The sequence below is a fragment of the Flavobacterium cupreum genome (assembly GCF_003996965.1).
GTDB classification, from domain to species: Bacteria; Bacteroidota; Bacteroidia; order Flavobacteriales; family Flavobacteriaceae; genus Flavobacterium; species Flavobacterium cupreum.
In genome coordinates this window covers 85552-109494 of sequence record NZ_QWDM01000013.1, presented here as the reverse complement: position 1 = coordinate 109494, position 23943 = coordinate 85552, and the positions used below count along the sequence as shown (strand labels likewise).

Sequence of the window (23943 nt, the reverse complement as noted above, 5' to 3'; positions counted from 1 at the left end):
TTATGGTCGAAAAATATAAAAAAGAAGTCGCGAATGACGTTGTTTTTAATTTAGAATACAATTCTGAAAGACAGCGTTTACTTATTCCGGAATATGGTCGTCATTTACAAAAACTGATTGATCAGGCCACCATTATTGAAGATGCTGAAACACGCAATAAAGCTGCGAAATACATCATTCAGGTTATGGGAAGCCTGAATCCGCATTTACGTGATGTGCCAGATTTTCAGCATAAATTATGGGATCAGCTTTTTATTATGTCTGATTTTAAATTGGATGTAGAATCGCCTTATCCGATTCCTTCCCGTGATGTATTACAGCTAAAACCGGATGTTTTGCAATATCCGCAGAACTTTCCAAAGTACAGGTTCTATGGTAATAACATCAAGTATATGATTGATGTTGCCAATAAATGGGACGATGGAGAAATGAAAAATGCATTGATACTGGTGATTGCCAATCACATGAAAAAATCATACCTGAGCTGGAACAAAGACACGGTAAAAGATGATGTGATTTTTGAGCATTTATTCGAATTGTCAGGAGGTACAATCAACTTGCTGCAAAGTACAGAAGAACTTCTGAATACAACAGATTTATTGCGCACGAATAAGCGTATGTCGAATAAAATTACGCCAGCCGGACCACCAAAAATCCAAAGCAACAAAAACAATAATAAAGGCGGAAAAACAAAACCTTTTCAGAAAAACAATAATCAGAAATAAAAGGTGCTAAGGTACTAAGGTCGTGAGGTTCTAAGTTTTTTAAAACAGAACCTTAGGATCTCAGAACCTTAGTAGCTTAGAACCTTAAATAAAAAAAAAAGTTGCTAAGCAGGTGATACTAAGTTCCCCGAAAAAACTTAGCGCCGCAGAACCTTAGTAACTCAGAACCTTAAAAAAAGAATATGGGAATTTTTAAAATCGAAGGAGGAATACCTTTAAAAGGAGAAATCACTCCGCAAGGAGCAAAAAATGAGGCATTACAAATTTTATGTGCCGTGCTTTTAACGGGAGATAAAGTGAAAATTAATAATATTCCCGATATTATTGACATCAATAAATTAATCACATTGCTGGGTAATTTAGGGGTGAAAATTCAAAGGAATGAACCAGGTTCCATTACATTTCAGGCTGATGAGGTGAATGTTGGTTATTTAGAAACAGAAGCTTTCAAAAAAGAAGGCGGAGCACTTAGAGGTTCCATAATGATTGTCGGACCACTTTTGGCCCGTTTCGGGAAAGGATATATTCCGAAACCGGGAGGAGATAAAATTGGCCGTCGCAGATTAGATACTCACTTTGAAGGTTTTATTAACCTTGGAGCAAAATTCAGATATAACAGAGAGGATCACTTTTACGGAGTAGAATCACCGGAAGAAGGACTTAAAGGAACAGATATGCTGCTTGACGAAGCTTCTGTTACCGGAACAGCAAATATTGTAATGGCTGCTGTTTTGGCAAAAGGTCAGACAACAGTTTACAATGCTGCCTGTGAGCCTTACTTACAACAGTTATGTAAAATGCTGAACTCCATGGGAGCTAAAATCACCGGAGTTGGTTCGAACTTATTAACTATCGAAGGTGTTGAAAGCCTGGGAGGCTGCGAGCACAGAATTCTTCCTGATATGATTGAAATCGGTTCATGGATTGGTCTTGCGGCTATGACAAAAAGCGAAATCACGATTAAAAACGTAAGCTGGGATAACTTAGGTCTGATTCCGAATACATTCAGAAAACTGGGTATTACAATTGAAAGACGCGGAGACGATATTTACATTCCTGCTCACACAGACGGGTACGAAGTAAAAACAGATATTGACGGTTCTATTCTTACTATTGCAGATGCACCATGGCCAGGATTTACCCCTGATTTATTGAGTATTGTTCTGGTAGTGGCAACACAGGCAAAAGGTGATGTTCTAATTCACCAGAAAATGTTCGAAAGCCGTTTGTTTTTCGTGGATAAATTAATCGACATGGGAGCAAAAATCATGTTATGCGATCCGCACAGAGCGGTGGTTATGGGACATAATTTTGAATCTCAGTTAAAAGCGACAACAATGTCTTCTCCGGATATTCGTGCGGGAATTTCATTATTGATTGCAGCTCTGTCGGCAAAAGGAACCAGTACAATTCAAAATATTGAACAAATCGACCGTGGATACGAGCGTATCGACGAACGTCTAAGAGCAATTGGAGCAAAAATCGTGAGAGCGTAGATAAAAATCTCAAATGACGAATGAACAAAAAGCTATAAAAGCTACTTATTTTAGTATAGCTGGAAATACCTGCCTGGCCCTTGTAAAAGGTTTGGCAGGTTTTTTTGGCAATTCTTACGCCTTAATTGCAGACGCGATCGAATCAACAACGGATATTTTTTCGTCCTGTCTGGTTTTGTTTGGAATCAAATATTCTAATAAACCGGCAGATGAAAATCACCCTTACGGCCATGGCCGTGCGGAGCCGTTAATTACTTTTTTGGTGGTTGGTTTTCTTATTACCTCGGCAACCGTTATTGGGTACGAAAGTATCGCCAACATTCAGTCTTCACATAATCTTCCAAAATCCTGGACCCTTTATGTTTTAGGGGCTATTATTGTATGGAAAGAGTATTCTTTCCGGGTGGTAATGAAACGCAGTAAACAGACGAATAGTTCGGCTCTGGCAGCAGATGCCTGGCACCATCGCAGTGACGCTATAACTTCGGTTGCAGCATTTATCGGAATTACGATTGCCCTGGTGATGGGCAAAGGATATGAATCTGCTGATGACTGGGCGGCTCTTTTTGCTGCTTTCTTTATTTTATACAACAGCTATAAGATCTTCAGGCCTGCACTTGGCGAAATCATGGACGAACATCTGAATGATGACTTAGTGGAAGAAATCCGCATTAAATCATTAACAGTGGAAGGAATTCTGGGGACTGAAAAATGTTTTATCCGAAAAGCAGGAATGAAATATCACGTAGACCTTCATGCTATTGTCTCGGCTAAAATCTCGGTAAAAGAAGGCCATGATTTGTCCCATAAACTACAGGATACCCTAAAAGAAAAAATTCCCCAGCTCGGAAATGTATTGATTCATATTGAGCCGGATGATTATCATTGAGGAAAGGTTCTAAGTGGAGGTTCTGAGGAACAAAGGTGCAAAGGGACAGAGGTGCAAAGGTTAAATACTTTTGCGTTTTTTTAAATAAAACAAAACCGATTACTCTTAAAAAGAATAATCGGTTTTTTTGTGCATTTCTTCTTCACCCAAACGAAACTTTAATCTGCCAAATCTGCGTGAAAAAAAATATACAACAGAGCTATAATTACATAATCGAAAATCCGCCAGGATTTCAGCTCGTTAACTCAGAACCTTAGCGACTTAGTTCCTTAGCACCTTTTTAAAAAAAACTAATCCAAGACATTCAAAATCTTCAGTCCAAAAACAACACCGTTTTGCTGGATGCTGCCCTGATTAGAATGCACATAATCTACTCTGAAAAGTTTAAATTTTCCAAAACCGAGATTGTCTAAACCAACTGTAAATTCAGAATAAGGTTTTCTGTCCGGAATTGCCAGTGAATGAAAACCTACATTCAGAGTTGATTTCAGCAAATTCAATAACGGAATTTTATTCATCAAAAATCCGGTGTCATTATATTCGAAATGCGCTTCCAAATAGCTGTCGTTGGTGCTGTTAGCGTAATAAGGCATTAAGTTGAAAACATTTAAGTAACGATCGCTTGTTCCGATATGGGTTTGGTTTCCGTTAAAATGTTTGTAGTCTATAAAAGATATATTTTCGGCATTAAAAAACTTTCCTGCCCTGAAATTTGTGCCCAGTAAACCTTTACTTCCCAATGATAAATCATATTGTACCGCAGCGGCAATTCGCTCGAATTCATAGTTTTTTGTGCTGGCAGCAAATGCCTTTTCATAAGAGAAAAACAGGGTAGGGTACTTGTCATTTTTAATATTATATCTTCCGTCGGGTCTTGAAATGTATTTATTCCCAAAATTAATGCGTGCCGTAATATTGGCCTTGAAGACATGATGCTGACTGAAAGCAGGAGTTTCGAAATCGTTTGGTGCCAGTGGATTATTAGACGAATAAATATCATCCCTTTTAAAGAAAGAATAATCGGTGGTATTAAAAAGAGGTTTTCGTTGTTTGTATGCAATTTTACCAGTCAGATTTATTCCGTTAGCGACATATTGGTTGTAGTTGATTTGCGCAAATTCCAGGTTGTACAATTTCATGTAATTGTCTTTAAAAAACAACGAACTTATAGAATTGACAAACTTTGTTATAGGCTCAGCACTGTTGAATTGTGCTACTTTTGTTCCCCCTGAAATAGCAATAGTGGCGTAATTTATAGTGTTAAATCGGTGGGTGAATTCTCCAATTGCCCGAAAACGTTCCTCTGAAAAACCATAATTAAAGGTTGTGCTTAAAGAAGTGCTTTTTCCTTTTTCCTCATTCCAGTTTTTAAAAGAAAAACCCGAATTGAAATTAAAACCCTGAACGGTATTAAAACTTAAAGAAGTGATGTTTAACAAACCGTCATATTCAAAAGAATATTTCCTAAAAGTATTTTTGTATTCATACCCTTTTAAAATATCCCAGACCTTAAATTTATTGTTTTTGGCATCAATCGAATCGGTATACTTCTGAGATTTGCGAATGGTCTGCAGGCTGTCTTTTTTGTTGTAATCGCTGCTTTCCTCGATAGTTAAAGGAATTGGACGGATCTGATTCCAGAAAGCATCATCTTTTTTATTGGAATTGGCTTCAAAAGCAACAATTTCGTTTCCGAAAGTCTTTTTTGCAAACGAAGCCGGAAACTCATAATTGGAATAAACATAATTGAATTGCCCTGAAAATTTAATACCGAAAACACCTGCCTTAAAGTATAAAGTCTGCGCATTTTTAGACCATATCTTGTTTTTTGTATTGTAATTAAAGCTTTGTTTTAATGTCATTATCTCCGTAAGTTCATTCTTCATTCGATAGCCTTTGATGTCTAATTCTATCGCATAAATCGCAAAGCTGTCGTCAACAATATAAATGTAACCTTCAAAAACAGGCTCTTTGTCGCGTTTCGGGATTACTTTTATTTTGTTTATTTCGTGATTATTGGCATCAAAGAAGGTGCCTTCCAGTTTGTATTTGTAATAACTGAAGGCATTGTCGGCAATTGGAGAAATCAGTTTGATATCAAAATCCAAAGTATTGTCGTAAAAATCATAAGTCGATAAGGCAGCGGTGTTGTAGCTGTATCCTCTGTTGTTCCCTGAAATTTTTGAGGCAATAATTTTTTCTTTGAGGTTGTTCGGTTTTTCATAACTCACCTTCGAAATCGTTTCCGAAAGGTACAGAATTCCCGTTCCGGTAGAATCTAAATTGGAAGACATATCTTCGCCCAGATCTACTTTCTGGCCCAATATTTTTTTGGGAAGATCCTTTACTTTAAACATCCCTTTCGAATAAAAATCTGCCGTAAAACGCGATGTTTTTTCGGAATTTTCTTTTTTGTTGGCAATGGCACTTCTTATGATGGCATTTGCCGGATTGTTTTTTGGATCAATCACCACTTCATTCAGGGCAAAACTTTCTTCCAGCATTTTAACATTCAGAACGATTACTTTGGAATCGGGAGAAATAGTTATTTTTTGCGTTTTAAAACCCAAAAACTGAAAAGTAATTTTGTTTTTTCCGGGTTCTTTTACATTGAGTTGGTATTGTCCCTGCTCGTTTGCTGTGGTTCCCGTATACGTGTTATCTTCAAAAACAGAAACAAAAGGCAAAGGGTTTCCTTTTTCATCGGTTATGGTTCCTTTGATCTGGGCAAAGTTGGAGAGCGAAAAGAATAAAAAGGCAAGTAAAGTATAGTTTCTCATGAAAGTTATTTCTTTCACAAAAATAGAATAACTTAAAATCGGTGTTATTAAAAATTTGTTAAATAAAGCATTACAAAAAAGACTGAATGGCCAAATCATAGCTTTTCAATCCAAAACCTAATATGACACCTTTGGCATTTCCTGACAAATACGATTGATGCCTGAAGCTTTCACGTGCATAGGTATTCGAAATATGGACTTCAATAACCGGAGTGGTCACTGCCTTGATGGAATCACCCAAGCCAATAGAAGTATGTGTGTAAGCGCCGGCGTTTAAGATGATTCCGTCAAAGGTAAAACCGCAGTCCTGAATTTTGCCAATCAGTTCGCCTTCAATATTGCTCTGATAATAGGAAAGTTCTATAGTAGGATATTTTTGCTGCAACGTTTCAAAATAGTCTTCAAAAGTTTGGCTTCCGTAAACTTCCGGTTCTCTTTTTCCTAAAAGATTCAAATTGGGTCCGTTGATAATGCAGATTTTCATAGTGTATTTTGTATTTAATAATGGGGAATGATTCCGTTTCATATTTTTGGAATGCATTTGACAAAGCATGTAAAAATAAAAAAACCGCTCGAATTAACAGAGCGGTTTTTATAAAAGTATGTGATATTATTTTTAGAACATGAATCCTGCTGATAATTGTACGTTTGAGTTTTTAACATCTGCATTTTTTGAAGCTTCTGTCAATCCAAGGCCGTAACGAGCCTGAACGAAAATATTTTTAGTAATTTTTAATCCTAAACCTGCATTAACACCAAATTCAAAAGTTTCGGCATCTTTTACATCAAAATCATTTTTTTCACTCAATAAGAAGGAAGCTTGTGGTCCTACTTCTAAACTCAATGATTTTGTCATATAGATTTTAGCCATTACAGGAATAGATAGGTAGCCTAATTCATTTTTAAATTCGTCCACAGCATTTTTGTACGTTGCTCCCTGTGTGGAGTATAAAAGCTCAGGCTGAATAGAGAATTTTTCTAATAATTTAATTTCCGCTACTACACCTACATGATAGCTGGTAATTCCATCTTTATCGAATGCTACACCGTTTAAAGATGCATCTCCTGTCTGACTGGCAAAGTTAACCCCTGCTTTAGCTCCAATTTGTAATAATTGAGCCTGGATTGTTGCTGATGTTGCGATGAACAATGCAGCTGCTAAAAGTATCTTTTTCATAAAAATGTTTTTAAAGTTTGGTATTTGTTTTTAAATGTTATTAACAGTTCAAAACTACTTATTTTGCTTTTTATTGTTTTATGTTTTAGTTAAAACTTTTATTAAAATTCACACTTTTTTATATTTTTATTTAATAAAATACTTTTGCTTTGTTTTTAATGTATTGATTTTAAGTTTCTTATGATTTTTATTTAGACTTTTATATATTCATAAAGATTTTATTGTTTTTATTTAAAAGTTACCGGTCATTTTTTAATTTGAGAGATTTTAATTGTTAATTTTTGAGCACTTATAACTCTTATTCAATCATTGATTTAATGAGAATAATAATACTAATATATTTTAAATCAGGCTGATATAAAATCGAATAGTTCATTTCTTTTACTTTTTGATAATTGTTTTTTAATTTACTTTATTAGGAATTTTAATATGGGTTTTATACGTTTGTTTTCTAAACTTTAACAAAATAAAAAATGAAAAAAATTGTTTTATCAATTATGGCGATTTTAGTATTTGGATTTGCAAATGCTCAGAAAACAAGATTTGGGGTAAAAGGAGGTTTGAATGTTTCAAGTTTCTCAGGTGGAAATTATTATGACGATTCTAAATCTTTAATAGGTTTCCACGTAGGAGGTTTTGCTGAGATTAAAGTTATTGAAAGATTGGCTATTCAGCCTGAACTTTTGTTTTCTACACAAGGTGCAAAATTGGAATACTTTGGAGATTCTGATCTAGATACTAAATTAAATTATTTAAACGTTCCGGTATTGGCTAAATTCTTTATAACTAAAGAGTTTACTGTAGAGGCAGGTCCACAAATTGGATTCCTATTATCTGCAAAAGAAGATGGTGATGATGCTAAAGATTTTTTTAAAAGTACAGATTTTGGATTTAATTTTGGTGTTGGATATAGCTTCACAGATAATCTTGGTGTAAACCTTCGTTATACTGTAGGTTTAGCTAATATTGCTGATTATGAAACTGAGAATGTAGAAGATTATTTAGATAGCCCAAAAAACAGCAATTTAGCTTTGTCTTTAGCTTATAAATTCTAATATTTTTTCAATAAATAGAATATAACCTCCCCTAACCGGGGAGGTTTTTTTGTGTATATAAGTAAGATTTTTCGCGTATTTTGCAATTTAATTTTTTAATATACTAATATTTTTTTTGTATGTATTTTATTACATTTGCTTCAAAATATTTTAAAAATTTATAAAATGAAAAAGATTATTTTTGCTGCTATGACAGTAATGGTTTGTGGATTTGCAACTGCGCAGGGAGTTAAAATTGGAGTAAAGGGAGGTCTGAATGTTTCAAATTTTACAGGAGATTTGGACGGTATTGATGTTGGCTATCAGACTGGATTTAATGCAGGCGGTTTCGTAGAAATTAAATTGTCAGACAAATTGGTGGTGCAGCCGGAAATTTTATTTTCTATGCAAGGTGCCGAATTTAAGAATGGGAAAGCGTATGTAGAAGGGAAGCTTGTAACCGGAAGCGCTAATTTTATTATGAATTACGTAAATGTTCCGGTTATGTTTAAATATTCTGTGGTTAAAAATTTTAGCATCGAAGTAGGTCCCCAAATTGGATTTTTAGCTTCTGCAAAAACAAAAACAGTCGTAAATGGATATTCAGGCAAACACGAAATGGATGTCAAAAATATGTTTGAGTCAACTGATTTTGGCTTGAATCTGGGAGCAGGATATGATTTTACAGAAAATTTTTCTCTTGGTGTAAGATATAATTTAGGATTATCTAATATCCTAAAAACTAAATTCGGCGACGATTCAAAACTTCATAATGGAGTTTTATCATTTTCAGCTGCATATAAATTCTAGTTTTGAATTTTTTTTAAAAAAATACTTAAAAACCTTCCCTACCCGGAAGGTTTTTTTATGCCCTAAAAATGTTTTACTTTGCACGTATGAAATGGAATACCTACATAAAAGATTATCAATCCTATTTGCGAATCGAAAGAGGTTTGTCTAAAAATACTATTGAGAATTATGGTTTTGATATTGAACGATTGTGTCTTTTTTTAGAAACGAATCAGATTGAAGTTTCTCCATTGAAAATCACTGATGAAACCGTTCAGCAGTTTATTTATGCTGTTTCAAAAGAAGTTAATCCACGTTCACAGGCACGCATTATTTCGGGATTGAAAAGTTTTTTTAATTATTTGGTTTTTGAGGATTATCGAAAAGACAACCCGCTGGAATTAATAGAAACACCAAAAACCGGACGTAAATTGCCCGATACCTTATCGGTTCAGGAAATCGATTCCCTGATTGCTGCTATTGATCTGAGTTCGAATGAAGGAGAACGAAACCGTGCCATTTTAGAAACGCTTTACGGTTGCGGGCTTCGTGTTTCGGAACTCGTTTCCCTGAAGATTTCTGATTTGTATTTTGAGGAAAGTTTTGTTAAAATCACCGGTAAAGGAAATAAGGAACGGTTTGTTCCGATTGGCAAGCTGACGGAAAAATACATTAAGATTTATCAAAACGCGATAAGAAGCGAACTCAACATTAAAAAAGGTTTTGAGGATACGCTGTTTTTAAACCGAAGAGGAAGCCAGCTTACAAGATCCATGATTTTTGCCATTATAAAAGACCTGGCTGTTAAAGTCGGTTTAAATAAAAAAATTAGTCCCCATACTTTACGACATTCGTTTGCCACGCATTTACTCGAAAATGGTGCAGATTTAAGATCTATTCAGTTAATGCTTGGACATGAGTCTATTACAACCACGGAAATTTATGTTCACTTAGACAGAAGTTTCCTCAAAGAAGTGATGCATTCTTTTCATCCGAGGAAATAATTTCGGGCAATAATTTTAACAAACAGCCGTTTTTCTTTTTAAATTTTAATATCTTGTATTCTATTTTAGTAAGAAGGAAGAGTCATAATTTTATTTTTCTTTCTTTTTTGTATTGAATAGTGCAGAATAATTCAAATAAAAAAATAAGTGATATATGGTTTTTGATTTATATGAAGATGAGGATTGCTTAGAAGTAAATACTTTTTACAGGAAATTATTCGCCGAAATACCGGACATAATCTTTCAGTTTGTTATTGACTGCGATAATAAGTATTCTTTCCCTCTTATCAGTAAATCATCCGATGATATTTTTGAGCTTTCTGTAAGTGATTTTACTACCGATATTATATTTGTTATTTACGACAGAATATTGGCTCCCGACAGGGAAATGTTTTTTCAGTCTCTGGTCAAAGCCAGAAAAGAAATAAAGCCCTGGGATATAGAATTTAGGGCAGTCCTGCCTAAAAAAGGATTGCGTTGGTTTAGAATTTCATCTAAAACCGAATTGGCTCCGGATGGTTGTGTTAGCTTTTTTGGACATGTTTCTGATATTACAGATGTAAAAGACAAGGAAGAAAAACTTCGTATTTCCGAAGAACGCTTTCAATTTGCACTCGAAGCCTCAACAGCCGGTATATGGGATTGGGATATGGTCACCAATAGTGTTTTTTATTCTTCATTATCCCTGAAAATTCTCGAATTAGAATCCACGGATATTTTTGATGATCCGGAACGCTGGGATAAAATTGTACATCCCGATGATTTGCCAAAATACTATTCAGACATTCAGGAGCACTTTGATAATAAGATTCCGTATTATGAAAACTACCATCGGGTAATGACTTCGAGCGGTAATTACAAATGGATTTTAGACAGGGGAAAGGTGATCAAAAGAGATGAAAACGGCAAGCCTTTGCGCGTTATCGGAACGCATACCGATGTCTCTTTGCAGAAAGAAAAAGAACTGGAACTTCTGAGAACAATGAAACTTTACAGCGACCAGAACAGTCGCTTACTGAATTTTTCCCATATTGTTTCGCATAATCTGAATACGCAGGCCGGTAATATAAAATCGATTCTGGATTTTATTGATGCCGATGTGGATAAACAAACGATTAATGAAATGCTGCAGCATTTACGAACGGTTTCCAATGATCTGAATGAAACCATTTCGAATCTGACGCAAATTGTAAAAACACAAAGCAATATCAATATTGTGGTTGTTCCTTTGAAGCTTAGTGAATATATTGAGAAAACCATTTTTACGATAAAAGGATACGATAAGCAAAAAAATGTGACCATCGTGAACAATGTTCCGCAATACCTGACCATAAATTTTAACCCGGCGTATCTGGAAAGTGTTTTGTTGAATTTTACCACAAATGCGATTAAATATGCGCATCCGGACAGGGATCCGGTCATTGTTTTTGATTTTGGAATTGAACCCGAGGGATATAAATCACTGAAGATTACTGATAACGGCCTGGGAATTGATCTTGCGGTCTACGGCGATTTATTATTCGGAATGTATAAGACCTTCCATAAGCATCAGGAAGCACGCGGTATTGGATTGTATATTACCCGAAATCAAATCGAAGCCATGAAAGGAAGTGTTTTTGTGGAAAGTGAAGTAGGAGTAGGGACGAGCTTTAAAATTGTATTTAATGATATGTAAAAGGATAATTTTAATGCTATAAAACAACAAAGGCTGTCTTTAGAAAGACAGCCTTTGTTGTTTTATAATGAATGCTGGGATTACTTCGCAATATTAACTGCCCTTGTTTCCCTGATTACAGTTACTTTTACCTGACCCGGATAAGTCATTTCGGTTTGTATTTTTTGTGAAATCTCAAAAGATAAGTTCGCTGCATTGTCATCAGAAACTTTTTCGCTTTCAACGATTACACGAAGTTCTCTACCTGCCTGGATCGCATAAGCATTTTTCACACCGCTAAATCCGTAAGCTACTTCTTCAAGATCTTTCAAACGCTGAATGTAAGAATCTAAAACCTGACGTCTTGCACCTGGTCTTGCACCTGAAATAGCATCACAAACCTGAACAATCGGAGATAATAATGATTTCATTTCAATCTCGTCGTGGTGGGCTCCAATCGCGTTGCAAACTTCCTCTTTTTCCCCATATTTCTCAGCCCATTGCATCCCTAGTAATGCGTGAGGCAAATCACTTTCAGTATCCGGAACTTTACCAATATCGTGAAGTAAACCGGCTCTTTTGGCCAGTTTTACATTTAAGCCCAGTTCGGCTGCCATGATACCACAAAGTTTAGAAACTTCTCTGGAGTGTTGTAATAGGTTTTGTCCGTAAGAAGAACGGTATTTCATTCGGCCAACGACTTTTATCAATTCAGGATGTAATCCGTGAATTCCTAAGTCGATCACAGTACGTTTACCCACTTCAATGATTTCGTCATCAATTTGTTTGGCTGTTTTAGCAACAACTTCTTCAATTCTTGCCGGGTGAATACGTCCGTCAGTTACCAGTTTGTGTAATGACAAACGGGCAATTTCTCTACGAACAGGGTCAAAACAGGAAAGGATGATCGCTTCCGGTGTATCATCAACAATGATTTCTACTCCGGTTGCAGCTTCAAGCGCCCTGATGTTACGACCTTCACGGCCAATAATTCTACCTTTTACGTCATCCGATTCAATGTTGAAAACAGAAACGCAATTCTCAACTGCTTCTTCAGTTCCAACTCTCTGGATGGTATTGATAATGATTTTTTTAGCTTCCTGCTGTGCAGTAAGTTTTGCCTCTTCAATCGTATCCTGAATATGTGACATCGCCTTACTCTTAGCTTCCGCTTTTAAGCCTTCTACCAATTGTTCTTTTGCTTCTTCAGCAGAAAGTCCTGAAATTACTTCAAGCTGTTGCAATTGACTTTTGTGTAATTTGTCAACTTCAGTTTGTTTTTTATCTAAAAGTTCAATTTTGCTGTTGTATTCCTGAGTTTTAGCTTCAAAATCATCATTTACTTTTTTAGCTTTTGAAAGCTCATTAGAGATTTGAGATTCTTTGTCTCTGACTCTTTTTTCTACTTCGGCTACTTTTTTATCGCGTGCTAAAATCACTTGTTCGTGCTCGGATTTTAATTCGATAAAACGTTCTTTTGCCTGAAGAATTTTGTCTTTTTTAATATTTTCAGCTTCTAAATTAGCATCTTTTAAAATTGAAGCGGCTTCCTTTTTGGCGTTTTTGATTAGATTAGAAATATTGCTTTTTTCGATAACTTTAGCAATTGCAAACCCTGCTGCAATTCCGACGATACCTGAAATAATGATCGTTATGATGTCCATGTTTGTTAAAATTTATATATAAAAAAAGCCTACATTAATTGCTTGAATAAACTCGTAAAGACAAGTTTTGAGCTAACTCACTGTTCAAGTTTCCTCGCAAAAAAGCGTGGCATGCTTTAGTAGTGATGATTCGCTCATTCTAAATTGTTAGTGTTGAGTTTACCAAAAATGAACTAATGTAGGCAGTATCTTAGTTTCTGTAAAGAACGTTTAATTTTCGAGATATTGATCTAAAAGCAAATTTAATCTTTTAATTCTTTCGATATCTTCGCTATCGATAGTGTAGTCAATTTGTTTTTGTTCTACTTGTGAAGCAAACTGCAAGGCACACATGGCCAGTACATCCTGCTTGTCGCGGACTGCGTAACTTTCTTCAAATTGCTTAATCATCACATCAATTTTCTTAGAAGCACTTCTTAGTCCTTCTTCCTGATTAGGTTCTACTGTTAATGGGTATACCCGATCTGCAATTGATATTTTAATTCTAAGCTTTTCGTCCATGTTTCTAGTCTGATAATTGTGCTATACAGTAATCAATTTCGCGAATTAATGAATTTATTTTAAGCTTTGTCTCTCTCTTGTTATTGTCGCTGCCAAGCAACGAATTGGCTATTTTAAGTGTCTCATATTGCTTTCTCAAAGCCTCCATTTCTTCAGATTGTTTCTGGATAATTTGCGCAGCTTTGGCTAGTTGTAATCTAAGTTCCTGATTGTTTTTCTCTAATCCTTTTGACTTCTCAAAAAGCTTTTCGACTTTATATTCAAGAGTATCAATTATTTCTGCAATTACACTCATTATAAATCCTATTCATTACTTAATCATACAAAGTTAGTATTCCTTTTTATTAATGCAATTTTTTATCGCTTTTTTTGCATTAAAAATAGACAAATATATGAAATTCAGTGAATTGTATTTTTGTAGCGTTTTACTCGGTTTTGGCTTCGTAATTTTTTATCTTAGCAAAAATGTTGCTTATGAGATTTTCACTACTTACGCTGTTTTTTTGTAATTTTATTTTTGCTCAGACCCAATATCCAAAAGATTATTTTCGTCCGCCACTTGATATTCCAATGCAGCTTTCGGGTAATTTCGGGGAGTTGAGACCGAATCATTTCCATGCCGGCTTTGATTTAAAAACCAATCAGAGAGAAGGCTTAAATGTGTACGCAGTTGCGGATGGATATGTTTCCAGAATAAAAATGTCGACTTTTGGTAATGGCAAATGTATCTATATCACACATCCAAACGGATATACTTCTGTTTACGGGCATTTGCAAATTGCTGTAGGTCCAATTCAGGATTATGTTCATAAAGCCCAGTATGCAGAGCAGTCTTTTGAAATAGAATTGTTTCCAAAACCTGAAGAATTGCCTGTTACCAAAGGACAAGTGATTGGGCTTTCCGGAAATACCGGCTCTTCTGAAGGGCCTCATCTTCATTTTGAAATCCGCGATTCAAAAACAGAATTTGTGGTTAACCCAATATTTTTCGGTTTTGACCAAAATATAAAAGACAGTAAAAAACCAGCCATTTCGAATTTATACGTTTATCCTGTCACGGAAAATACAGTGGTCAACCAGTCAAAACAACCGCTGTTACTGAGTCTTGCGCTTCAGAAAGACGGAACCTACCTGGCCGGAAAAGTTAAGGCAAATGGCAAGATCGGTTTCGGAATCTCGGCTGTAGATTTTGATGATGTGTCCAATAATAAAAACGGAGTGTTTAATGTGAGTACTTTTTTAAACGGTAATCAAAGCTATAATTATCAGTTTAATACCTATTCGTTTGATGAAATGCGATATATAAATGCTTTGATCGATTACCCGAAATATAAAAAATCCGGGCAGCGCGTACAGAAATTGTTTATGAAAACGCCTTTTCCTTTAAGTATTATCAAAACCGATTCGCTTCGCGGTATTGTTTCTGTCGATCCAAATCTGGCGTCAACGTACCGTATAGAAGTATCGGATTATTTTGGAAATTTAAATTCTGTTACCGTACCGATAGAATATGATCCGGCCGCACCGATTGTTAACGCTGAAGTGAATACCTCAAAATATTTTGTTCGCTATAATAAAGACTCCAATTTCGAAAAAGATAATATGTCGGTATTTTTTCCCGCCGGTACTTTTTACGATGATTTTAATATGAATTTTGATGTGAAAAACAACCGGATTTATATTCACGAGGATGTTGTTCCGGTACATTCCAATTTCAAGATAACCATAAAAGATTCTGTTTATTCTGAAGATTTAAGAGATAAATTATTTATTGGAAGAATCAGCGGTAACAGCAGAAGCTACAACGCAACAATCCGAAAAGGGGATGTTTTTACAGCTAAATCGAAAATATTAGGGCAATACGGATTGGTTCTGGATACCATTGCTCCGGTAATAAGAATTAATAAGCCCATTCAGGACAAATGGATCAGTGATGTAAAAACACTTGAGTTTACGATAGGAGACAGCTTATCCGGTATAAAGTCATACAACGGGTTTCTGAACGGAAACTGGATTTTGTTTGAGTATGATAATAAAACGAGAAAAATTACGCACAAGTTTGAGGATGGGATTGTCGCAGAAGGTGTAAATGATTTAAAAATTGAAGTAGTTGATAATGTAGGTAATTCTGCTATCTTTGAAACTCACTTTTTTAGAAGTCAACCCAAATAAAATCAAAACGCTTGAATTATAGTAGATTAATATTCGTTTTCCTTTTTTTGTGCACTGGTTCTGTTTCATTTGCCCAAAATGCCCGCGTTAAAGGAATCATTTTAAATAATGAAAAGCAGCCTGTTGCCGATGTAAATATTTCTTCATCAGGAAATGCAACTCAGACCAATGCTGATGGTTTTTTTGAAATTGAAGTCCCTTCCAATAGAAAAGCGGTACTGATTTTTACTCACATTTCCTTAAAAATGATGAGCCTCACCATAAACTTAAAACCAAATGAAATTTTTGTCTTTAATCCCGTAATGAGTAATGCCCAGGAACAAATGGGGGAAGTTTTTGTTTCTTCTAAAAATAAAAAACGGGTTCAGGGAATCACCGTTATTGACGCGGCAACTATTAAGAAAATACCGGGGGCAAATGCCGGAATCGAAAACATCCTGAAAACATTACCCGGGGTAAATTCAAATAATGAGCTTAGTACGCAATATGCGGTACGAGGTGGTAATTATGATGAGAATCTGGTGTATGTGAATGAAATTGAAGTCTATCGCCCTTTTCTGATTCGTTCGGGACAGCAGGAAGGATTGAGTTTTACCAATACCGATTTAGTTCAGAATGTTGATTTTTCTGCAGGTGGGTTTCAGGCGAAATTTGGAGATAAATTATCTTCTGTTTTAGATATTACATACAGAAAACCTACAGAATTCGGAGCTTCCCTTGAAGCCAGTTTGCTGGGCGGAAGTGCGTCTGTCGACGTGGTTTCCAAAAATAAAAAATGGTCGGCCGTGACAGGAGTCCGTTACCGGAATAATAGTTTACTCGTGAACAGTCAGGATACGCAAACCAATTACACTCCTACTTTTGTCGATGTTCAGACCAATGTAAATTATGATATTTCAGAAAAATGGCAAATGAGCTTTCTAGGAAATATTTCGCAAAACAAATATTTATACCAGCCTTTAACTCGTGAAACTAAATTTGGAACGATCGACCAGCCCATGGCACTTGCGGTTTATTATGAAGGCAGGGAAAAAGATCAGTACGATACTTATTTTGGTGCACTGAAAACCACTTACAAAGCTTCCCCAACCTTAACTTTCAAATTTATAGGCTCTTTGTTTCATACCAAAGAAGAGGAACATTTTGATATTCTCGCACAATACCGACTGGGAAATGTGAATGCTGACGGGACAACGAATCCTGAGGATGTTGATTTTACCCGCGGAATCGGTTCCCAGCTCAATCATGCCCGTAATGATCTGGATGCCCTAATTGCCAATGCAGAAATAAAAGGATTTAAAGAGTGGAGGGACAGTCAGCTGGAATTTGGTTTGAAATATACGAGAGAATCAATCCGGGACAGGGTAATAGAATGGGAAGTGATAGATTCGGCCGGATTTTCTGTAAATCCGCCACTTGTAATTCTTCCCGAAAACAATCAGCCTTACGAGCCTTATGCCGGGCCTTTATTACCGTATCAGGATGTTCGTGCGACTAACTTCAATACGATAAACCGATTTTCCGGTTACGCGCAATGGAATCAGAAAACAGAATTGGGCTCCAGTCAGGTTTGGTATAATCTGGGGGCACGTTTTCAAAGCTGGACGGTTTCAGGGGCGGCGGAAGAAGGGAAAAACCAGATCGTTTTTAGTCCGAGAGCACAGTTCGCGCTGAAACCGGATTGGGACATGGATATGGTTCTCAGGCTTTCGGGAGGATTGTATCATCAGCCCCCTTTTTACAGGGAACTTCGTGATCTGAACGGTGTGGTGAATCCGAACGTGAAAGCACAGGAATCCGTACATATTGTTTTAAGTAATGATTATAGCTTTAAAATGTGGGACCGCCCTTTCAAATGGGTGACGGAGCTTTATTATAAATCATTGACGGATGTCAATACGTATTCAATCGATAATGTTCGTATTCGTTATGTGGCCAACAATAATGCAAAAGCATATGCACAAGGTCTTGATTTCAGGCTGAACGGCGAATTTGTTCCGGGCACAGAATCCTGGATAAGCTTCGGTTATCTGAAAACCGAAGAGAACTATGAAAACAAAGGGTATATCGCCCGTCCAACAGATCAGCGTTTGAAATTTGCCATGTTGTTTCAGGATTATATGCCAAACATTCCAAGCGTTAAAATGTACCTGAATCTGGTGTATAATACAGGTTTGCCCGGAGGAGCACCGTCGTATTCCGATCCTTATTTTTATCAGAACCGACTGAACGATTATCGCAGGGCAGATATCGGTTTTGCTAAAGTTTTTGTGGACAGCAGTACCAAAAACGCGAAAACAAACTGGTTAAAAAACTTTAAGGAACTGTCTGTGGGTGTGGAGATTTTTAATGTTTTTAATAATCAAAATGCCATAACAAATACATGGGTAAGGGATGTTTATTCTAAAAACCAGTACGCAATCCCAAATTATATGACTTCGAGAGTTTTTAATATTAAGCTGAATGCGAGGTTATAATTAAATTGCTTAAAACAGATACTTGTTTTGAGAAATTCCCGTTTAAGTAAAATGAAACGGATAATACAATCAAAAATACTATATTTGATATCCCATATAATTAGACCAGATGAAAAATTCATTAAAATATATAGCCTTAGCAATCATCGGAAGCTTAGTAAGTTGCAAAGATGAAGCGCAGAAACCAAAAGTAATTTATGATGCGTCGAATAAGGCAAGTGTCGTAAATAAGACAGACTCCACTCAGATTGAAGTGGCTGATTTGCCGATTCAGATGGAAGGAACAGATTATTTAATTCATCCGGTTGGTGATTTGAGGGTGTTTGAAAAAGGACCAAAAGCACGTTACGGATCTTCAAGCGTAAACGATGTGAGTTTTACGATTTCAAATTTAGGCGAATATGAAATTACAGGCTATCTGCAAAATCTGAAATTTCAAAAAACAGATTCTGATTCCATCCGGTCTTTAACAGACAAACCTGCTTTGATCTTAACGGCTACCTATTTAAAAACAGTAGCTGACAAAACGAAAAATCAGATTATGGTTTATACGCTGGCTGATTCCGATACCAACAAAGACGGTAAAATTGATGGCGGAGATATCAAAACATTATACCTGAGCGATATTAGCGGAGAAAATTTCACTAAAGTGTCTGAAGACTTTCAGGAATTGGTAGACTGGAGTTTAATTGATTCCAAAAGCCGTTTGTATTTCAGGACTATTGAGGATACCAATCAAAACGGGCAATTTGATAAAAATGATGTTTTACATTACAGCTATATTGATCTGGCTTCCAAAAAATGGGAGGTAAAGAATTATAAACCTATATAAAGGTTCTGAGTTGTTGAGATGCTAAGATTCTAAGATTTCACATCTTTGTAAATAAAGAAGCCAGTTAAGAATTATTTTTAACTGGCTTCTTTTTGTTATTTAAAATTGAAAATAATTTACGGTTCAAAAAAACTCAGCACCTTAACATCTCCGCACCTTAGCACCTTAAAAAAAAACTAAATCAAAATATCACTTTCCAAATCTGATTTTTCTATTTCAATTCCAAAGCCCAGGCGTTCTACCAGTTCAATTACCAGCTTCTTATACCAGTTTTCTGATTTGGGATGGATGTATATTTTTTCGATCAGCTGATTGATGTCAACATGGATTTTCAAACCGTCATTCAGTTTTATATTGCTTTTTGAGGCGTCTGTGATAATACGGACTTCGCGTTCGTACTGAAAACTTTTTCGTTTAAACAAAAACGGAAAGAACAAATCGTCAAACGGAATGTATTCCTTTTTGTAGTCGATATAATTTACTTCGCCAATATACTGGTCGAAATTATTTTCCGGTTTTAAGGCGCTTTGTATTCTTCCAATAGTAGACTGAATCGCTAATCCTTCACTGTTTTGCGTAAAGATCTGCCACATGGCAAAGGATTCGTATTCGTTGATATGCCAGCTGCTTATCGCAACCTTTTCGCGGTGTGTTTTGTAATAATTTAAAAAGTCAGGATTGTCTGCTGCCAGTTTTTTAATCTCTTCAAAGGTTGGTTCGCTAAAGGTGCCTTCGTATTGATCTTCGAATTTGTCAGAACGTGACATAAACAGCTTTTTAGAAAGCAGCAGATCCAGGAATTTAGACAAATCTAAGTATTTCCAAACAATAGTATCCGGATCTTCAGGCAGCTTTATGTTTGGATTGTTGAGGTACATGATTGTAGATTTATAGATTTACTAAAAAAAATATACCACCGATTATAGATAAGAATGATTAAAATCACTATTAATCGTATAAGCTGCGGCAAAAATCTTTTAGGATTCGAAAGATTGCATCGTTACCAGTTTATTGTAAGTTCCGTTATGGGCAATTAATTCATCATGCGTTCCTTGTTCCACAATTCTTCCTTTTTGCATCACGACGATCACGTCTGCTTTTTGAATCGTAGAAAGACGGTGCGCAATAACGATTGAAGTTCTGTTCTGCATCATATTTTCTAACGCAATCTGAACAAATTTTTCGCTTTCAGTATCCAACGCTGATGTAGCTTCATCCAAAATCATAATCGGAGGATTTTTCAATACTGCACGGGCAATCGATAAACGTTGTTTTTGTCCTCCTGAAAGTTTGTTTCCGCTGTCTCCGATATTGGTATAGATTCCTAAGGGAAGATCTTTTACAAATTCATACGCATTGGCAATTTTAAGGGCAGCGATGATTTCGTCATCAGCAGCATCTAATTTTCCCAGTGAAATATTCGCTTTTATGGTATCGTTAAACAAGATGCTGTCCTGAGTTACCAATCCCATTAAGCTTCTAAGGGATTGTAAATTCATGTCTTTGATGTTGATTCCGTCAATAGAAATTGATCCGTCATTTACATCATAAAAACGGGTTAGCAAATTGGCAATGGTACTTTTACCGCTTCCGGATTGTCCTACAAGAGCAACAGTTTGTCCTTTTTTAATTTGAAGGGAAAAATCTTTTAATACGGTTTCGTCTTCATATTTAAAATTAATATTCTGAACCGTTATGTTGTTGTCAAAAGTTGTTTTTTCAACAGCATCAGGCTTACTTGTAATTGGGTTGTCCTGATCTAAAATTTCCAGTACGCGTTCTGCTGCGGCATTTCCTCTTTTTACACCGTATGAGGCTTTAGAAATGGCTTTTGCAGGGGTAAGGATGTTATAGGCCAGTCCCATGTATGCTATAAAAGAAGCACCATCCAGCGTTTTATCGATTAAGACCATTTGGCCACCGTACCACAGTAATATGGCAATTACGGTGATTCCCATAAACTCACTGGCAGGTGAAGCTAAGTTTTGGCGATTTCCGATACTGTTGGATAGACTAAAAAAACGTTCTGTTGAGTTTTGAAAAACCGAGTTGAAATAATTCTCGGAATTATATCCTTTTACTACTTTCAAGCCGCCAATGGTTTCTTCAATAGTCGATAAAAAAGTACCCTGTTCCTGCTGTGCTTTGGTAGATTGTTTTTTAAGTTGTTTTCCAATCAAAGAAATGATGTATCCTGAAACCGGAATAAAAATAAAGACAAATATGGTTAGTTTCGCACTAATGATAAGCATAGTGGCGATGGTGAAAACTATAGTCAAAGGCTCTTTTACGATCAGCTCGAGAATGGCTAAGAATGAATTCTGAACTTCATTTACATCACCGGAAATTCTCGAAATGACATCTCCTTTTCTTTTTTCAGAGTAAAAGGCCAAAGGCAGTTCCAGTGTTTTTTTATACAAAGCATTTCGCATGTCTCTTAAAACTCCGTTTCTTAAAAAAGTAATGAAAAACATAGCCATATAGTCCGCTAAGTTTTTTAATAAAAAGATCGAAATAATAATGGCCACCATGATCGACAAAACGTAACCGGATTCATGTGTGCCTTTTGTTGTGGTAATATAATAGCTTAAATAGTCCTGACCATAGTCCTGAATTTTCATAATCCCCTGATATACAGGTTTTACCGTAATTTGCTTGCTTTTGTCAAATAATACCTGAAGCATGGGAATTAAAGCAACAAACGAAAGTGTGCTGAAAAGTGCATACAAAACATTGAAAAAGACGTTTAGCAAGGCGTATTTTTTATACGGATATATAAAAGGAACTATTTTTTTGAAATTACTCATTAGGTGATTTTTACCATTAAAACCCGGCAGTTCTTAAAACATGCCGGGTTTATGAAAATGTATTTGTATGCTGTTATTGCAATTGCATTCCTGCAATAATATTTTGTATTTTTTCGTCTAAGAAACGTTCCGCTGCGTCAAAATCCTGAACCGATTCTAATTCAGCATTGACACTGATGTAGAATTTGATTTTTGGTTCTGTTCCGCTTGGTCTGGCACAGATTTTAGATCCGTCCTCTGTATAATAAATCAATACATTCGATTTTGGAATATCCATAACAGTTTCTTCACCTGACAAAAGATTCAGCGCAATCGATGACTGATAATCTTCTACCATAATGACACGCTGGCCATTAATTTCTTTTAAAGGATTTTGGCGTAAATTCACCATCATCTGATTGATTTCTTCCAAACCTTCGATTCCTTTTTTGGTTAAGGATACCAAGAATTCCTTGTAGAATCCATTTTCAACATACAGCTGTAAAAGTTCTTTGTACACCGAGCTTCCGGCTGCTTTTGCCTGAGCAGCAACTTCACAGATCAATAGGGTAGCCGCAACAGCATCTTTATCCCTAACAGCATCGCCCACCATAAAACCAAAGCTTTCTTCGCCACCTCCGATAAACTGAAGTTCAGGGAAGTCCTTGATCATTTTGGCAATCCATTTAAAACCGGTAAGGCCAACTTTACATTCTACGCCATAGCTTGTGGCTAATTCCATCATCATCGGAGTAGAAACGATTGTAGACCCAACGAATTGTTTTCCATTAATTTTTCCGGCTTTTTTCCATTGTTTCAATAAAAAAGAAGTCATCAAAACCATGGTTTGGTTTCCGTTAAGCAAAATCATTTTGCCATCATTGTTTCGTACTGCAACGCCTAAACGGTCACAGTCAGGGTCGGTTCCGACAACAATATCGGAATTGGTTTTTTCTGCCAAAGCCAAAGCCATTGTCAGTGCTTCCGGTTCTTCCGGGTTTGGGGATTTTACCGTTGGGAAATTTCCGTCCGGAACGGCTTGTTCAGGAACAATATGTACATTGTTATAACCGGCCTGTGATAAAGTATCCGGAATAGATTTTATAGAGGTACCGTGCAAAGAAGTAAAAACAATTTGAAGGTTGTCTTTTGCTTCAGCAGGCGTATTAAAACTTGCATTTTCAATAGATGACTTTATGAACGCCTTGTCAATTTCGGTATCAATGTAATGAATCAGTTTTTCGTTGGCCTGAAATTTAATTTTATCGTAATCCAGGTTTTCGATTACGGCAATGATTTCACCATCTTGTGGCGGAACAATTTGTCCGCCGTCTTCCCAGTATACTTTATATCCGTTGTATTCCGGTGGGTTATGGGAAGCAGTAAGTACGATTCCGCATTGACAGCCTAGGTGTTTAAGGGCAAAGGATAATTCAGGAGTTGGTCGTAAATCTGAAAATAAATAAACCTGAATCCCATTTGCAGAGAAAACATCGGCAACAACCTTGGCCAGTGTGTTGCTGTTGTGGCGGCAATCATAAGCAATGGCCACTTTTAGAGGCTGATTCGGAAAAACCTGATGCAGGTAATCTGAAAGTCCCTGCGTGTTTTTTCCAAGGGTATATTTGTTTATTCTATTGTTTCCAACACCCATGACACCGCGCATTCCGCCGGTACCAAATTCCAGGTTTTTATAAAAACTTTCTTCAAGTTCTTTTGGTGACGTAGTCATTAATTCCTTAACAGCTGCTTGTGTTTCGTTATCAAATGTAGGCGTCAGCCATTCGTTTACAGCATTCAAAATATTAGGTGCTATATTCATCATTCGTATATTTTTATATTTAATACTAATTTTCGGGAGCCATTTATTTCAGTTCGCTTTCGCTCTCGTCGGGCTGTCAGTTATATCTTTTCCTGGCTAAAAAAACCGAAAAAAGAATGCCAATCCTGTCAGGATGGAATT

19 protein-coding genes and 1 other RNA gene are annotated in these 23943 nt (G+C 36.2%); 10 read left to right on the top strand and 10 right to left on the bottom strand.

What is annotated here, in order from left to right:
* Window positions 1-2 precede the first annotated feature (2 nt).
* From D0817_RS18545 to D0817_RS18535, 3 genes are all read left to right on the top strand, one after another.
* Complete coding sequence (locus D0817_RS18545; protein ID WP_127339853.1) at window positions 3-725, top strand: DUF4290 domain-containing protein; 723 nt, start codon at window positions 3-5, stop codon at window positions 723-725.
* 182 nt (window positions 726-907) lie between these two features.
* The gene (murA, locus tag D0817_RS18540) at window positions 908-2221 is read left to right on the top strand and encodes a UDP-N-acetylglucosamine 1-carboxyvinyltransferase (protein WP_127339852.1); all 1314 of its coding nucleotides are present in this window, start codon (window positions 908-910) and stop codon (window positions 2219-2221) included.
* Window positions 2222-2234: 13 nt separating this feature from the next.
* Window positions 2235-3110 carry a cation diffusion facilitator family transporter gene (locus D0817_RS18535; RefSeq protein ID WP_127339851.1) on the top strand — a complete coding sequence of 292 codons (876 nt, stop codon included), beginning with the start codon at window positions 2235-2237 and terminating at the stop codon, window positions 3108-3110.
* A gap of 290 nt (window positions 3111-3400) precedes the next feature.
* Here D0817_RS18535 and D0817_RS18530 read toward each other — a convergent pair whose 3' ends face one another.
* The 3 genes from D0817_RS18530 to D0817_RS18520 all read right to left on the bottom strand — a co-directional run bounded on the left by D0817_RS18530 (window position 3401) and on the right by D0817_RS18520 (window position 7067).
* Entirely contained in the window at window positions 3401-5890 is a 2490-nt protein-coding gene (locus D0817_RS18530) for a DUF5686 and carboxypeptidase regulatory-like domain-containing protein (protein WP_127339850.1), read from the bottom strand.
* 70 nt (window positions 5891-5960) lie between these two features.
* Window positions 5961-6374, bottom strand: coding sequence for a type II 3-dehydroquinate dehydratase (aroQ, locus tag D0817_RS18525; RefSeq protein WP_127339896.1), 414 nt, complete (start codon window positions 6372-6374; stop codon window positions 5961-5963).
* 132 nt (window positions 6375-6506) lie between these two features.
* Window positions 6507-7067: a porin family protein gene (locus D0817_RS18520; RefSeq protein WP_127339849.1), complete on the bottom strand. Its 561-nt coding sequence runs from the start codon at window positions 7065-7067 to the stop codon at window positions 6507-6509.
* A gap of 473 nt (window positions 7068-7540) precedes the next feature.
* Between D0817_RS18520 and D0817_RS18515 the strand changes: the two genes are divergently transcribed.
* From D0817_RS18515 to D0817_RS18500, 4 genes are all read left to right on the top strand, one after another.
* Entirely contained in the window at window positions 7541-8122 is a 582-nt protein-coding gene (locus D0817_RS18515) for a porin family protein (protein WP_127339848.1), read from the top strand.
* A 165-nt stretch (window positions 8123-8287) separates the two neighbouring features.
* Window positions 8288-8911, top strand: a complete 624-nt coding sequence (locus D0817_RS18510) for a porin family protein (protein WP_127339847.1) — start codon at window positions 8288-8290, stop codon at window positions 8909-8911.
* Between the two features lie 86 nt (window positions 8912-8997).
* Window positions 8998-9894, top strand: a complete 897-nt coding sequence (gene xerD / locus D0817_RS18505; RefSeq protein WP_127339895.1) for a site-specific tyrosine recombinase XerD — start codon at window positions 8998-9000, stop codon at window positions 9892-9894.
* A 154-nt stretch (window positions 9895-10048) separates the two neighbouring features.
* On the top strand, window positions 10049-11569 hold the full coding sequence (locus D0817_RS18500; protein WP_127339846.1) for a PAS domain-containing sensor histidine kinase: 1521 nt from the start codon (window positions 10049-10051) through the stop codon (window positions 11567-11569).
* Between the two features lie 80 nt (window positions 11570-11649).
* On the opposite strand, the gene rny is transcribed toward D0817_RS18500, so the two are convergent.
* The 4 genes from rny to D0817_RS18480 all read right to left on the bottom strand — a co-directional run bounded on the left by rny (window position 11650) and on the right by D0817_RS18480 (window position 14008).
* Window positions 11650-13212: a ribonuclease Y gene (gene rny, locus D0817_RS18495; protein WP_127339845.1), complete on the bottom strand. Its 1563-nt coding sequence runs from the start codon at window positions 13210-13212 to the stop codon at window positions 11650-11652.
* A 48-nt stretch (window positions 13213-13260) separates the two neighbouring features.
* A non-coding RNA gene (gene ssrS, locus D0817_RS18490) (6S RNA) lies at window positions 13261-13371 on the bottom strand.
* Window positions 13372-13422: 51 nt separating this feature from the next.
* Window positions 13423-13713, bottom strand: a complete 291-nt coding sequence (locus D0817_RS18485) for a cell division protein ZapA (RefSeq protein ID WP_127339844.1) — start codon at window positions 13711-13713, stop codon at window positions 13423-13425.
* Between the two features lie 4 nt (window positions 13714-13717).
* Window positions 13718-14008 (bottom strand): coiled-coil domain-containing protein, encoded by a 291-nt coding sequence (locus D0817_RS18480; protein WP_127339843.1) that lies wholly within the window; start codon window positions 14006-14008, stop codon window positions 13718-13720.
* Between the two features lie 179 nt (window positions 14009-14187).
* Between D0817_RS18480 and D0817_RS18475 the strand changes: the two genes are divergently transcribed.
* The 3 genes from D0817_RS18475 to D0817_RS18465 all read left to right on the top strand — a co-directional run bounded on the left by D0817_RS18475 (window position 14188) and on the right by D0817_RS18465 (window position 19194).
* Window positions 14188-15885, top strand: coding sequence for a M23 family metallopeptidase (locus D0817_RS18475; RefSeq protein WP_127339842.1), 1698 nt, complete (start codon window positions 14188-14190; stop codon window positions 15883-15885).
* An 11-nt stretch (window positions 15886-15896) separates the two neighbouring features.
* On the top strand, window positions 15897-18362 hold the full coding sequence (locus tag D0817_RS18470; protein WP_127339841.1) for a TonB-dependent receptor: 2466 nt from the start codon (window positions 15897-15899) through the stop codon (window positions 18360-18362).
* Window positions 18363-18471: 109 nt separating this feature from the next.
* Window positions 18472-19194: a hypothetical protein gene (locus D0817_RS18465; RefSeq protein ID WP_127339840.1), complete on the top strand. Its 723-nt coding sequence runs from the start codon at window positions 18472-18474 to the stop codon at window positions 19192-19194.
* Between the two features lie 176 nt (window positions 19195-19370).
* Here D0817_RS18465 and D0817_RS18460 read toward each other — a convergent pair whose 3' ends face one another.
* From D0817_RS18460 to D0817_RS18450, 3 genes are all read right to left on the bottom strand, one after another.
* Window positions 19371-20072 (bottom strand): hypothetical protein, encoded by a 702-nt coding sequence (locus tag D0817_RS18460; protein WP_127339839.1) that lies wholly within the window; start codon window positions 20070-20072, stop codon window positions 19371-19373.
* 99 nt (window positions 20073-20171) lie between these two features.
* Window positions 20172-22001: an ABC transporter ATP-binding protein gene (locus D0817_RS18455; protein WP_127339838.1), complete on the bottom strand. Its 1830-nt coding sequence runs from the start codon at window positions 21999-22001 to the stop codon at window positions 20172-20174.
* Between the two features lie 73 nt (window positions 22002-22074).
* On the bottom strand, window positions 22075-23802 hold the full coding sequence (locus tag D0817_RS18450; RefSeq protein ID WP_127339894.1) for a phospho-sugar mutase: 1728 nt from the start codon (window positions 23800-23802) through the stop codon (window positions 22075-22077).
* Window positions 23803-23943: the final 141 nt, after the last annotated feature.